The organism is Bradyrhizobium embrapense, from assembly GCF_001189235.2.
In the GTDB taxonomy this organism is placed as follows: Bacteria; Pseudomonadota; Alphaproteobacteria; order Rhizobiales; family Xanthobacteraceae; genus Bradyrhizobium; species Bradyrhizobium embrapense.
Genome location: NZ_LFIP02000008.1, coordinates 229,400 through 243,422, shown reverse-complemented (window position 1 = coordinate 243,422; position 14,023 = coordinate 229,400). Strand labels below are relative to the sequence as shown.

The following is a 14,023-nucleotide window of genomic DNA, read 5'->3' as shown; positions in this document are numbered from 1 at the left end:
GGGCGATCCGGCAAATATCCGCATCGCCGCTGGAACCCGGCGGCGGCGTGCGATGTTGACATCAGGCATCACTGTTCGAAGGGTGAAACCCATGCTGACGGGCGCCCGCAGCAAATACGCCGTGTTGGCGTTCGCCGCGATCATCGCAGTGGCGGCATCGACAGCGCTGTTCGCAGGTCGTGCCGATGCCGCGCGCGGCGGCGGAGGCCATGGTGGCGGAGGGGGAGGTCATGGCGGTGGCGGCTTCCATGGGGGCGGCGGTGGATTTCATGGTGGCGGCGGTTTCCACGGCGGCGGAGGATTTCGCGGTGGCGGCGGCGGGTTTCATGGCGGCGGCTTTCACGCCAGCGCTCCGCGCGGCGGCGGCTTTCACACCATTCGTCCCGCAGCAAGAGCCGGGACGAGGTTCAGCGGCGCCGGCGCGCACCACCCTCAATTCCGTCCTGCCGCTCGCGCCGCACGCAGCGCGCCGGGCATAGCCGCCGGCCGGCATGCCGCCTCACCCGCCGCGATGCGGCACAATGCGAACGTCGTCGGACGCTCGCTGGGCTCACGCCAGATCAGAACCGCGATGGGCAGACCCGGCGGCCTGCGCAACCCGATGACGCGCGCCGCGATCACGACCGCCGCCGCCGGCGCTGCCTGGGGCCATCAAGCCTGGGGCCATCAAAACGGCGGGTGGTGGCGCCATCCGCATGGCGGCTATGGCTGGGTCGGCCCGGTGTTCTGGCCGTATGCCTATTACGATCTCTATGACTACACCTGGTGGGGCTGGGGCTATGACCCGTACTTCTGGGATTACGGCTATGGCGACCTCTACACCGGTCTGTTCGGTCCCTATGACTACGATGCCCTGAGCGGCTATGCCGACTACCTGCCCGGCCGCGCCGGTCCGCCGACAACAGGCCGGTCCAGCGCACGCGCGCAAGCCACCACCCTTGCCGACATGTGCGGCAGCGACAGAGGCGATATCGCGGGCTTCCCGATCGAGCAATTCCGCAGCGCCATTCAACCCAACGCGGAGCAGAGCGCCGCGCTCGACGACCTCGCCAACGCTTCGCAGAAGGCGTCCGCGACCATCCTCAATTCGTGTCCCAAGGACGTGCCGCTGACCGCACCGAGCCGCCTCGCCGCGATGCAGCAGCGGCTTCAGGCGATGCGCGACGCGGTCGGCATTCTGCAGCCGGCGCTGGAGAAGTTTTACGGGCTGCTCAGCGACGACCAGAAAGCCAAGGTGACCGCGCTGGTGGCCGATCAGCACCGCGGCCAGCGTGAGGCGACGTCGGACAACGCCACCTGCAACACGGCGCAGCCTTCTGCCATCTCGTGGCCCGGTGACGTCATCGAACGCGACGTCAAGCCAACAGACGCGCAGCGGGCGAGCCTTGATGCCCTGCGCGACGCGGCGACAAAAGCCGAGGACATCTTGAAATCGTCCTGTCCGCCCACCGACGCGCGCACGCCACCGGCACGCCTTGCAGCGGTCGGAGCCAGGCTCGACACGATGCTTCAGGCGATCGGCACGGTGCGTCCGGCGCTGGACACCTTCTACGGCTCGCTCAGCGACGAGCAGAAGGCCGCGTTCGACGCGGTCGGCCCGGAGCAAGACGGCGGCAGGACCTCGATGGCCGCAGGCAACGACGAACCTCCGCGAGGCCGTCATCGGCGCCACCACCATCATGGCCCGAATATCGGAGGCATGATCTTCCGGATGATCGGCCTGTAAGGCGCGGCATCGCCGCGTAGGCCGCGCAGCTACGGCGCGATCCAGATGCCCATCACGATGATCACCAGTGCGACGGCGATCACCAGCATGTCCGTCGTGAGCCAATCGGGCATTCCGTTTGATGGCTGCTCGCTCATGTCCGCGACTCCTTCTGTTCGCGTCGAGCCCATATGCTGAAACGGATCGGCGCGAACGAGGATGAACTGGTTCACATAACGGCGCGACAAGCGGTCGCTCCGAGTTTCGCGCATCTGCGCGCGCACAAGTTGCGGCATGCGATTGATCTGCCGCCCAGGTTTCTGAACATGTTCGACAACGAGGGCGGCAGCAGCGAAGTATAGCACGTCACAGAGCGGCGTGCATCGCCACGTGACAGGACGGGTTGCGCCGGAGCCCGTCCAACACACCCTGCGCGCGACGTTTCTACGTCACAGCACCTTGCGCTGCGCCAGGTTCTTCATCAACGCGCCAACGCCGAAGGTCCATGGCTCGCATTCGTCGCTGCCCCGCATGCGGTTGACGAGCTTGCCGAGCTGCGGCGCGTCGATGGTGACGATGTCGTCGCGCTTGTGGGTGAACCCCTCGCCCTTGGCGTCGCGGTCCTTGACCGGCGCAAACATCGTGCCCAGGAACAGCGCAAATCCATCGGGATATTGATGCACGGGCCCGATGGTCTGGGCGACCAGATCGGTTGGGTCGCGGCTGATCTTGCTGATCGAAGAATGCCCCTCGAGCACGAAGCCGTCGGCGCCCTTCACGGTGAGGCCGACATCCATCTTCCTGACGTCGTCGAGCGAGAAGGTCCCGTCGAACAGCCGGAGCAGCGGGCCGATCGCGCAGGAGGCGTTGTTGTCCTTGGCCTTCGACAGCAGCAGCGCGGAGCGGCCCTCGAAATCGCGCAGGTTGACGTCGTTGCCGAGCGCGGCGCCGACGATCTTGCCGGCGGCGGAGACGATCAGCACCACCTCCGGCTCCGGATTGTTCCAGGTCGACTTCGGATGCAGCCCGGCATCCATGCCGGTGCCGACCGAGGACAGCGTCGGCGCCTTGGTGAAGATTTCGGCGTCGGGGCCGATGCCGACCTCCAGGTACTGGCTCCAGGCGTTCTGGTCGATCAGCACCTGCTTCAACCGCATCGCCTGCTCGGAGCCGGGCTTCAACTTGGAGAGATCGTCGCCGACCAGGCGCACCACCTCCTTGCGGATCGCCTCCGCCGACGACGGATTGCCGCGCGCCCGCTCCTCGATCACCCGCTCCAGCATCGAGATCGCGAAGGTGACGCCGGCGGCTTTCAGCACCTGCAAATCGACCGGCGCGAGCAGATGCGGTTTTGTCACGTCGCGCCCGTCGGGCGGTGTGTTGGCGAGAATGGCCTCGAAATCGCCGATCCGCTCGCCGCGCGTGCCGCGCAACGCCGCCGCGGGATCGGCTTCCTCGCACAACGCGCTTACGGTCGGGAAACGCGCGGTGACATCGAACACGCCGTCCGCCCGCACCGCGACCACGGCCGGGCCGCCGGCCTGCGGCAGCCAGACCCGTCCGACCAGCGTGCCGGCGGTGCCGTCCTCCGGCAGGATATCTTTTGGCGTGAGCGAAATCATCGGCGTCTCCTTTTTTTGATCTTGTCAGCGCTTGATAGCACAGTCCGCGCGCTGGCGTGAAACAGCGGTCATGCCGTTGTCATAGAGGGGTAACATCGCCCGTCAATGCTTCCGTCGCTCCATCTAACACACTGAAAGACGGACCTTCATGACCGCCTCCGACCTCACCGACGAAGCCGCCCGTGATGAAGCCTCCCGCGACGAAGCCTTGCGCGCCCGCATCCATCAGGAGATGGCCGACAGCCTCGACGAGGAGCTCGAGCTCGAGCTCGACGACATGAGGCTCGACGAGCTCGACCACGACGGCGCCGCCGGCAAGCCGTCGATCGACCGCAAATTCTACTTCCGCGAATTGCTGCGGCTGCAGGGCGAGCTGGTCAAGCTGCAGGACTGGGTGCAGCACGAGAAGCAGAAGGTCGTGGTGCTGTTCGAGGGCCGCGATTCCGCCGGCAAGGGCGGCGTGATCAAGCGCATCACCCAGCGGCTCAATCCGCGCATCTGCCGCGTCGCGGCGCTGCCGGCACCGAACGAGCGCGAACGCACGCAATGGTACTTCCAGCGCTATGTCTCGCACCTGCCGGCCGGCGGCGAGATCGTGCTGTTCGACCGCAGCTGGTACAACCGCGCCGGCGTCGAGAAGGTGATGGGGTTCTGCACCGACGAGCAGTATGAGGAGTTCTTCAAGTCGGTGCCGGAATTCGAGCGTATGCTGATCCGCTCCGGCACCATCCTCTTGAAATACTGGTTCTCGATCACCGACGAGGAGCAGGCGTTCCGCTTCTCGATGCGGATCCAGGATCCGCTGAAGCAGTGGAAGCTGAGCCCAATGGACGTCGAGGCGCGGACCCGCTGGGAGCTCTACACCAAGGCCAAGGAGACGATGCTGGAGCGCACGCACCTGCCGGACTCGCCGTGGTGGATCGTCGATGCCGTCGACAAGAAGCGCGCCCGGCTCAACTGCATCTCGCATTTGCTCAGCCAGATTCCCTATCAGCAGGTCGCCCACCAACCGGTGGTGCTGCCGCCGCGGGTGCGCAACCCCGATTATCACCGCGGCCCGATCCCGCCGGAGATGTACGTGCCGGGACGGTATTGAGCTGGGCAGTCTCGATTTCTCCTCCCCCGCTCTCACGGGGAGAGGGGAAGGCCGCACCTGCGCAGTTTCGGAATAATAGAATAGTGCCACTGATTTGCCCGACATGTCAAGTCGACGTGTCGAATGCAGGTACGCCCCGGCTACTGTGCATGGGGTTGTTTTCGATATTTTGGCAGTGCGCCCCTGCGGAAGCCGGCTGTATGCGATAGCTTGGCGCAAGCTGGGCCAGGCTAAGAGATAGGCATCTCCTCTTCGGCTCGCCTACTTTGGGCGCAGGCCCGCGCCCTTGCTGGCGCCGGATACCGACGCTAGGCTTCCCCGATCTGGTGCAGGGAGGCCCGCTTGACTCAATCCGACGACATCGCAATTTCCGAAGATCGCCGCGACGCGCTGCGCTATGCGCTCGGGATCGGCAGCGGCGTAGCACTCGCGGCCGCGATGGCAACCCCGGCCTCGGCGCAGACCGCCGACAACACCCTGGATCGCATCCGCGCCAACAAGGTGCTGCGGATCGCGGTGCTGCCGGGCGAGCTGCCGTATTTCAACAAGGACCTCGCCACCGGCACCTGGTCCGGCTTCTCGATCGAGATGGCGAACGACCTCGCCAAACTGCTCGACGTCAAGCTGGAATATGTCGAGTCGACCTACGGCAATTCGATTCTCGATCTGCAGGCCAACAAGATCGATCTCGGCTTTGCGCTCAACCCGACGCCGCAGCGGGCGCTGGTGGTGGACTTCACCAGCCTGGTGTTCCCGCATCCGTTCGGCGCGATGCTGAAGAAGGGGCTGGAGGCCAAGACCTGGGCCGACATCAACAAGCCCGAGGTCAAGATCGCGGTCGACGTCGGCTCGGCCAACGAGGCCGTGGCGCGGCGCTTTGCGCCGAACGCCACCATCAAGTCGCTGAAGTCGCGCGACGAGGTGATGCTGGAAATGTCGTCGGGCCGCGTCGATTGCGTGGTCAATGCGCTGGTGCTCGGGCTGACCGCGATCGCCAAGAACCCGAACCTCGGCACCTACAAGATCCTGGCCTCGCCGTCGGTGACGATCGCGAGCGGCACGGCGGTGCGGCGCGAACAGGACAAGCGGTGGCGCGATTTCCTCTCGGTGTGGATCGACTACAATCGCGGCATCGGCCAGATGCGCGAATGGTTCGTCAAGGGCCTCGGCCTCGCCGGCGTCAAGGCCGAGGACGTGCCGGTGGAGCTGAATATCTGACGTCAGGCTGACTCCGCCTCACCTCTCCCCGCGAAGAGCGGGGAGAGCGAGAAGGGCCGTCTCAGACCTTGTCGTAGGTCAGCCCGCGCTCCAGCCGCCTTGCCACCAGCGTCGAGGGAAACAGGATCGCAAAGTAGATCACCGCCACGATGGTGTAGACCTCGAGCGGCCGGTAGGTGTCGGCGTTGATCAGGGTGGCGTTGTAGACGAGATCGGGCACCGCGATGATCGAGACCAGCGAGGTGTTCTTCAGTTGCGTCACCGACTGGTTGACGTAGGGCGCCATCATCGGTTTCAGCGCCTGCGGCAGGATCACGAGCCGCATCAGCCGCCAGCCGCGGAAGCCGAGCGCCTTCGCCGCGTCCCACTGCCCGACCGGCACGCTCTCGATCGAGCCGCGGACGATCTCGGCATAAAACGCGCCGCCATAGAGCGACAGCACGCTGACGGCTGCGACATGCGCCGGGATGTTGACGCCGATCACGACCGGAAACGCGTAGTAGAACCAGATGATCTGCACCAGCAGCGGCGTGCAGCGGAAGGTTTCGATATAGGCGATCAGCAGCCAGTCGATCACCGGAATGCGCCGCAGCCGCAGCATCCCGACGATCAGGCCGATCAAGGTGCCGAGGATGATGGTGCCGATGGTGTAGGCCACGGTCCAGCCGAGCCCGAGCCAGAACAGATGGCTGTACTTGGCGAGGATCCCGAAATCCCAGACGTAGTTCATCCTGCCCCTCGGTTGCCGCGTATGACGCCCAGCATCGCAGGCGGCCTCGCGCAAGTCACGCGATATACCGGGCAGGCGAAAACGCCCTCACGTCGAACGGCGGCGTGGCGCCTGCGATCATCGCCGCGACCGCAGCACCCGTTCCGGGCCCGGTGGTGAAGCCGATATGCTGGTTGCCGAAGGCGAGCCAGAGCCCGCGATGCCGTGGCGCTTCGCCGATCATCGGCAGGCTGTCGGGCAGCGTCGGCCGCGCGCCGCGCCAGCGCTCGCCGACCGCGTCGCCAAATTCCACCACCTCGCGCGCCATCGGCACCACCGCCTCGAGCTGCGCATAGTTCGACGGCGCGTCGCGCGCGGTGAGCTCGACGCCGCTGGTGACGCGAACGCCCTGCTCCATCGGCGTCATCAGGAAGCTGCCCTCCGCATCATGGATCGGCCGCAGCAATTTGCGTGCCGGGTTCGGCACGAAATGCTGGTGATAGCCGCGCTCGAATGCCAGCGGCACGCGATAGCCGAGCGGCCGCAACAGTTCGGCCGACCATGGCCCGAGCGCGACCACGACATGTCGCGCGGCGATCTCGCCGTCGACAAGCTGCACGCGCCAGCCGGCGCCTTGTTGTGCGATCCGCCGGATCTCGGATTGCCGCACCGTGCCGCCGTTGCCGGCGAGCATCTGCGCATAGGCCTTGACCACCGCGCCCGGTGAATCGACCGATGCCGTCTGGCTGTGCAGCAGGCCAACGCTGTAGGCAGGGATGATGTTCGGCTCGAGTGCGGAGATCGCCTGGCGATCGAGCACTTCGCTTTTGATACCGAATTCGGCGAGCGCCGCTTGCTCGGCCCTGGCGGCCGCGAGCCCGTCGCCGCGCCAGGCCTTCAGCCAGCCGGTCTCACGGATGCGATGGCCGGCGCCCGCCTGCACGATCCAGTCGCGATGCAGCGTCAGCGACGTCCCGATCAGGCCGTGCAGCGCGGCGGCGCGCGGCTTGGTCTGGGCCGGCGTCGCTGCGGCGAGGAAGCGGATCACCCAGCCGGCATTGGCGACCGCCCACGGAAGATTCCAGCGCAGCGCCGGATGCGTGTTGGTGAGGTATTTCGGCAGGTTCTTCAGCAGCGATGGCGTGTTGAGCGGCAGGATCGAGCCGGACGAGATGATGCCGGCATTGCCGTAGGAGGTCTCGCTGCCCGGCTCACGGCGGTCGACGATGATGACGGAGTGCCCGCGCTGCCGTGCGGCAAGGCCGGCAGAGACGCCGACCATGCCGGCGCCGAGCACGACGACGTCAACCTGTTGTGCGGACGCGGCTTCGCTCATGCCGTCACATCAAGGTCAGACCGCCATCGACCGGCAGCGTGGCGCCGGTGATGTGGCCCGCTTCCGGCGACAGCAGGAAGGCGACGACCGCGGCGATCTCGTCGGGTTCGGCCAGCCGCTGCATCGGATTGGCCTTCGCCACCCGCTCCCAGGTCGCGGTGTCGAGCGCGCCGAACAGGCCGGGATCCTTGCGCGTATAGCCGGGCATCACCGCATTGGAGGTCGCGCCCGATGCGGCAAGCTCGATTGCCAGCGCCTTCACCAGCACTTCGAGCGCAGCCTTGGCGGCGGCCGATCCCGGATAGGTGGCGCCAGGCACAAAACGATGCGGCCCGAAGCTCGATACCGCGACGACGCGGCCTTGCGCGTTGCGCGCGAGATCGGGCAGCGCAGCCGCCGCGATTTCATGAAATGCAGCCGCCATTACGGCAAAGGCACGCTCCAGCGCCTCGCGCGGCAGACTGGCGAATTCGCGGCGGTCGGCAAAGCCCGCGGCATGCACGATGCCATCGATCGGCCCGAACGCGGCGCGCGCAGCCTCGACCAGCGACGTACCCGCACCGATCCCGGCGAGGTCGCCGGTAGAGACCGCAACCTTCGCGCCCTTGCTGCGGCATTCCTCCGCAACCGAATTCAGCCGCGCGAGCCCGCTGGCTTCGGCGCCCTGGCCATGCAGCATCAGCCCCTGATCAGGGCCGGCAAGCCGGCGTGCAACGGCGGCGCCGATGCCGGAGCCGCCTCCCGTGATGATTGAAACGCGCATGAGGTGCGTGCTGTCGGTGCGATATGAGACGGCGAACTATAGGTTCGGCGTCGCGAAATGCAAACCGGCGCCGTCAACTCAACGCCACGGCTCGACGAGGATCTTGGTGTGCGCCTCGGGATTGGCGAGATCGGCAAAGGCCTGCGCGACGCCGTCGATGCCGACGCGGCCGGTGACCAGCGATGCCGCATCGACCTGGCCTTCCGCGATCAGCCGAAGCGAATAGGCGAACTCCTCCGGCGTGTAGCCGAGCACGTACTGGACGTTGAGCTCCTTGATGATGCCGAGCATCGGCTCGGACTTGTCGGTCTCCATGCAGACCCCGACCACCACGACTCGGGCGCTGCGCGGGGCGCCCTCGAACACCTGCTGCAACACCCCGGGCACACCGACGCATTCGAAGATCAGCGCCGGCTTCAGCGGCGGCAGCAGTGCCTGCATCGGCGGCCGCGCCGCCTTCTCCGCCTGGGTCATCTGGGCGTGCTCGGCCCAGCTCGCATAGGGCTGCGTCCTGGCGGGATCGACCACGACATCGGCGCCCATCTTCTCGGCGAGAGCGCGCCGCGCCGGCGAATAGTCGGCGGCAACGATCGGGCCGAGTCCCCTGATCTTCAGCGCCGCGATCACCGCAAGGCCGACCGGCCCGCAGCCGATGACTAGCGGCACCTCGCCGCCCTTGATGTTCGCCATCGCCACCGCATGGACGCCGACCGCGAGCGGCTCGGTGAGCGCGGCGTGCTCGGCGGCAAGCCCGTTCGGCACTTCGAGCAGCAGCGGCTCGCTGAGCAGCATCTGCTCGGCATAGGCGCCGAGATAATCGTTGGAATAGCCGATGCCCTTCGGGCCCTCCGGCGTCAGCAGCGCCGGCAGCGAGCAAACGCGCGTGCCGGGCTTCAGCTTGCGCGTGGTGCCCGGGCCGTAATCGAGGATCTCGCAGCAGAACTCGTGGCCGAACACGACGTCGCGCGACAGGTCCATCGGCGTACGGCCCGGCAGGAACTTGCTCAGCTCCACCATGCGGTGGGCGTGCTTGCGTGCGTGCAGATCGGAACCGCAGATGCCGCAGGCGAGCGATTTGACCAGTACCTGGCCGGCGCCCGGCTTCGGCTCCGGCATCTCGTCGACGACAATCTCGCCGTTTCTGAAGATCGCTGCGCGCATGTTTCCTCCCGCGTGGGTTTTGTCCCACTCATTTTGATGCGTATTTCGTCTCGCGAAATACATGGTCGCGGATCAAGTCCGCGACAGGCGTTCGCTGCGGGAGGCTATAGCACGGAGGGTCACCACGTATAGCGCATAACGCCCTTGCCGGCGTAGGACTGGGTGACGCTGGAGAATTCGCTCTCGAAAGTCGCAGCCGCCGACCAGCCGTTGCGCCACTTGATCTCCGCCGAGGCGGTGGTCAGCGCGGACTCGCTGGCCTGCGCCGCACTGTTGACCACGAAGGCCGCCCCCGGCAGCGCCTGGAACACGGCCGCGGCGCTGCGGTTCGGGTTGAAGTCGTGCGCCCAGGCGACGCGGCCGCGCAGCGTCACGATGCCGCCATCGACCGCGAAGGATTTGTCGGAGCGGATGCCAAGTTCGCTCCTGACGTCGGTAACGCTCTTTGCCGCATAGTTCAGCGCGAAGGCACCGCCACCGGCGACCACGCTCTCCGCATAGCCCGGCAGCTCGAAGCTGGTGAATTGCGCCGCCGCGTAAGGTGTCAGCCCGATCCAAGGCGTGGCGGCACGATAGCCGCCTTCGAGCCGGCCCGACCACGCATTGGCGTTGAAGTTCGCCCGCAGGTGGTCGACGCCCGCGGCGGTCACGATGCGGTCGGTGGTGATGTCCTGCCAGCCATAGGCGAGCGCGGCGCTCAGATACGCCGCGCCGACGGTGTGGCGAACGAACGCGCCGGCCTGGAACAGGTCGGAGCGACCCCAACCGAGACCGTTGGTGCTGAAGCTGGTAGCACCGCCGGCGAGCGCAAAGCCCGCAATGGTGTTCGGCGAGAAGCGGTAGTCGGCTCCGACCGCGGTGCCGTAAACGCTGCTGCTGGTGTTGTTCGAGCCGAGCACCGCATTGCCGCTGGTGGTCTGCGAACCGCCATAGCCCGCTGTCCAGATGCTCCAGCGCTGCTCGAAGTCGGGCTGCAGCGGCGGCGGTGCCTTGGCGTAAATCGCGGCCAGCGCATCGCGTGGCTCGGTCGTGCGCGCCGCGTACGCCAGCGACGCGCTCTCCTCGGCAAACGGCGTAGCGCTCGCGCCACTACCGAAACCACCATCGCGCTCGGCGACGAACGGATCGGTCAGCAGACCTAGGAACTGGTTCATCGCGTTGAACGTCGCCTGCTGCGATCCGGTCGCCCCCTCGCCCGAGGCCTGGGTCAGGCCGTTCGGCGAGAGTCCCGCATAAGCCACGTTGATGCCGCCATTGCCACTAAAGAAGTTCTGCAGCGTCGCGGCAACGTTGCTCTGGTTGACGTTGAGCTTCGATTTCACGGCGTAATCGAGCGCGAAATTGAGATAGGCATTGTTTGCGTCGTAACCGAGCGTTGCAACCAGACCCGACGGCAACCCTGTTGAAGCGACACCGGCGAACACGCCGTTGCGACCGCCGGCCGCCGACAGGATGGTGTATTGCCTGGCGATCGTGCTGCCGGCAGCGATGCTGACACCCACCGATCCGGCAAGCGCCGCGGTACCGGTCACCTTGGCTGATGTGGCGGCGGTCGCATTGAGGCCGACCAGATACAGCGCACCAGACTGGAAGGCGACATTGCCCGCCACGTTGAGGAATGTGCCCGGTGTCGCATTGCCTGGCAGCAAAATGCCACCGCTCGCGATCGTCGTATTGCCGACAGTGCCGATGCCGGAGAGCGCACCGCCTGAGTTCACCGTGACTGAACTCGACGACACGATCGAGCCATCGACCTGCAGAATGCCGCCATTGACAACGGTGGTTCCGGTATAGGCGTTGACACCCGAGAGAGTCAGCGTGCCACTGCCGGTCTTTTCCAGATTGCCAGGCCCGGCCGGGCCGCAACCGCAGGGATTGGAATCCGCGATCACGCCGCTGACGACTGTCGAGAGATTGTTGCCACCGACCGCGAGCGTGTTGCCCCCACCGATGTAGTAAGTGCCCGAGCCCGCGATCGAACCTGCGGTGATGCGACCATCACCGTTCGGCCCAAGGCTGCCGCCGAAGTCGACATAGCCGGTTCCCTGGGTGATGAACTGCGCGGCACCGCCGGTCGCGTTGTCGACGAACTTGACGCTCGCGCCGCTCTCGGTCGTGATCATGGCGTTTCCGGCCGTCGCATATGCGGCAAAGATCAGCGCGCCGCCGGACCGGTTGGTGATCGTCGCGTTGCCTGCGGTCGGCGCTTCGGTCGCCTCGCCGAACGGGCCGAAATAGGTCACGCCGCTGTTGTCGATGGTCGCGTTCGCCGCGGTGCTGCTCTGGAAGAAACTTATATAGCCGGTGGCGGACGTCGTCATCTTCGCCGACGCCGCCGACGAAAATTCGAGGAAATACGTCGAGCCGACGTTGTTACCATTGGTGTTGTCACCATTGGTAATGGTGGAATTGCCCGCGGTGCTGCTGTCGCGAAACACCGTGGCGCCGAAATTCCGGTTGACGATCACGGCCGTCGACGCCGTCGTGGAATTGTGGAACGTCGTGCTGGCGCCGTTGGAGCCGTCGTTGACGATCTTGGTGATGCCCGCCGTGTTGGCGTTGACGATCTCGAACCTGCCGTTGACAGCGACTTCGCCGACGATCGAGGCGGTGTGGCTGGCGTCGCCGAGTTGCAGCGTTGCGCAATTGCAGATCGTGGTTCCGCCGGCATAGGTGTTGGAGCCTGTCAACACCACACGGCCGACGAAGGCCGAAGCGCCCAGCACTGACAGTCCACCGGCGCCGCCAATGTTGCCCGAGTAAGTGAAGGTGGATCCGTTGCCGTCGATGCTGCCGCCGGTAGCGTTGACCTGTGCGTTGTTCGCGATCGTGTAGTTGCCGCCGGCCTGCAGCGTCCCGCCGTCGAAGCTCAGCAGGCCGGTGCCGATCGCCGACGAGACGATCGCGCCCGGCGTACCCACGGTGTCGACGCCGACTAGCAGCACGCTGCTGCCGCCGGCAACGCCGCACGCAGTGCCGCAGATCGTGGTGCCGCCGGTATATGTATTCGCTCCGGACAGCACCAGCCTGCCGCCCCCGTTGAGCACGATATCGCCGGCACCGCTGATAGGCCCCGACATCGCGTTTGTGGTACCGGCGGCGACGGTGATGATGGGATCGCTGTTGATGACGATGGTGTTGGCGATGTTGACGCCGTTGCCGTCCAGCACCAGCCTGGTGAGACCGGCAAGCGTCTCGCCCATCTTCAGCGTGCCGCTGCCGAGTGCATTGCTGTTGCGGATGACGAGCGTCGATCCGTCGCTCACCGAGGTGCCGCCGGTGTAGGTGCTGGCACCGGTGACGATCAGCGAGCGCCCACCATCCAGCTTGACGGCAACCGAGGCGTCGGTGGCCAAGCCATTGAGGCCCGTGATGCCGGAGATGGTGACATCGCCCGACGCGCCGGCCGCGCTGGTTTGCAGGAACGTCAGGCTGGCGCCGACACCATTTGCAATCGCAAGATTGCCACTGAGCGTTCCACCGATCGACGTCAGCGTATTGGCTCCGCCGGTGAAGCCGATCGCGTTGCCCTGCGCACCCGGGCCGCCGCCACCGGTGATCGTTCCGCTGTTGATGATGGTCAAGCCGCTACCGACGATTCCGGAACCGCCCGTGCCTGCTGCACCGGGCTTCCCCCGCGTGCCGCCGGTGGACGGCTCGCCTTGATTCGCGTCGACATCGGACACCTGCGCGCCGCCACCACCGCCCGCGCCACCCGAGATCGAGCCGGAATTCCTGATCGTTGCGCCTGGCGCACTGAAGACGATGCCGCTGCCGCCGTCACCGCCGCCGCCACCGACATCGCCGGCACCGCCCGCACCGCCATTGCCGCCTGTGATGCTGCCGCTGTTTGAGTGGATTCCTGCGCCGGTGATGGTGAATGCACTGCCGCCCGCACCACCACCACCGCCGCCGCCAGCGATTTGGGCTGAAGGGTTCGAGGCGTTGACGCCACCGTCGCCGCCCCTGCCGCCATTGCCGCCCATCACTATCCCGGTGTTGTTCAGCGTCGCGCTGGACGTTCCGCTGAGCCCGCCGCCGCCACCGCCACCACCACTCGCGGTAAATGAACCGATCGTTCCAGCAACGCCATCCTGTCCGGCCGCGCCACCGGCACCGCCGCCGGGAGAGGCGTTATTCCCGCCGGGGCCGCCGGCACCTCCGGCGGCGCCCTCAGCGCCGCCGCCGCCACCACCACCGGTGCATTGGCATGAGCGATTCGGAGCGCCGCCGTCGCCGCCGACGCCACCGCTCACACCGGGAATGCCGCCGGCACCGCCATATTGTCCTGTCGACTGATAGTTACCCTCGCCGCCGGCGCCGCCGTTTTGTGCGACAACCGGCCCGGCGAGCAGAGCGGTTGAAAGGATGATCGCGACCATCAACCAGCCTCGCAGACGGATTCGCGCGCAG

10 protein-coding genes are annotated in these 14,023 nt (G+C 66.5%); 4 read left to right on the top strand and 6 right to left on the bottom strand.

From position 1 onward, the window contains the following. Positions 1-91 precede the first annotated feature (91 nt). Positions 92-1,726, top strand: a complete 1,635-nt coding sequence (locus AKN83_RS29595) for a Spy/CpxP family protein refolding chaperone (protein ID WP_063695587.1) — start codon at positions 92-94, stop codon at positions 1,724-1,726. A gap of 170 nt (positions 1,727-1,896) precedes the next feature. Then, entirely contained in the window at positions 1,897-2,067 is a 171-nt protein-coding gene (locus tag AKN83_RS41460; RefSeq protein WP_244522152.1) for a hypothetical protein, read from the top strand. An 87-nt stretch (positions 2,068-2,154) separates the two neighbouring features. On the opposite strand, the gene AKN83_RS29585 is transcribed toward AKN83_RS41460, so the two are convergent. Then, positions 2,155-3,327: a fumarylacetoacetate hydrolase family protein gene (locus tag AKN83_RS29585; RefSeq protein WP_050404596.1), complete on the bottom strand. Its 1,173-nt coding sequence runs from the start codon at positions 3,325-3,327 to the stop codon at positions 2,155-2,157. A gap of 148 nt (positions 3,328-3,475) precedes the next feature. Here AKN83_RS29585 and ppk2 point away from each other — a divergent pair, with 148 nt between their 5' ends. Together ppk2 and AKN83_RS29575 are read left to right on the top strand one after the other, a co-directional pair. Then, a complete protein-coding gene (ppk2, locus tag AKN83_RS29580) occupies positions 3,476-4,423 on the top strand; it encodes a polyphosphate kinase 2 (RefSeq protein WP_050404597.1) in 948 nt (315 codons plus the stop codon). Between the two features lie 342 nt (positions 4,424-4,765). Beyond that, entirely contained in the window at positions 4,766-5,641 is an 876-nt protein-coding gene (locus AKN83_RS29575; protein WP_050404598.1) for a transporter substrate-binding domain-containing protein, read from the top strand. A gap of 61 nt (positions 5,642-5,702) precedes the next feature. Here AKN83_RS29575 and AKN83_RS29570 read toward each other — a convergent pair whose 3' ends face one another. The 5 genes from AKN83_RS29570 to AKN83_RS29550 all read right to left on the bottom strand — a co-directional run bounded on the left by AKN83_RS29570 (position 5,703) and on the right by AKN83_RS29550 (position 13,992). Continuing rightward, positions 5,703-6,371 (bottom strand): amino acid ABC transporter permease, encoded by a 669-nt coding sequence (locus AKN83_RS29570; RefSeq protein ID WP_050404599.1) that lies wholly within the window; start codon positions 6,369-6,371, stop codon positions 5,703-5,705. A gap of 55 nt (positions 6,372-6,426) precedes the next feature. Beyond that, on the bottom strand, positions 6,427-7,686 hold the full coding sequence (locus tag AKN83_RS29565) for an NAD(P)/FAD-dependent oxidoreductase (protein WP_050404600.1): 1,260 nt from the start codon (positions 7,684-7,686) through the stop codon (positions 6,427-6,429). Between the two features lie 4 nt (positions 7,687-7,690). Beyond that, the gene (locus tag AKN83_RS29560; RefSeq protein WP_050404601.1) at positions 7,691-8,449 is read right to left on the bottom strand and encodes an SDR family NAD(P)-dependent oxidoreductase; all 759 of its coding nucleotides are present in this window, start codon (positions 8,447-8,449) and stop codon (positions 7,691-7,693) included. A gap of 78 nt (positions 8,450-8,527) precedes the next feature. Further along, complete coding sequence (locus AKN83_RS29555; protein WP_050404602.1) at positions 8,528-9,610, bottom strand: zinc-binding dehydrogenase; 1,083 nt, start codon at positions 9,608-9,610, stop codon at positions 8,528-8,530. A gap of 119 nt (positions 9,611-9,729) precedes the next feature. Further along, positions 9,730-13,992 (bottom strand): autotransporter domain-containing protein, encoded by a 4,263-nt coding sequence (locus tag AKN83_RS29550; protein ID WP_063695586.1) that lies wholly within the window; start codon positions 13,990-13,992, stop codon positions 9,730-9,732. Positions 13,993-14,023: the final 31 nt, after the last annotated feature.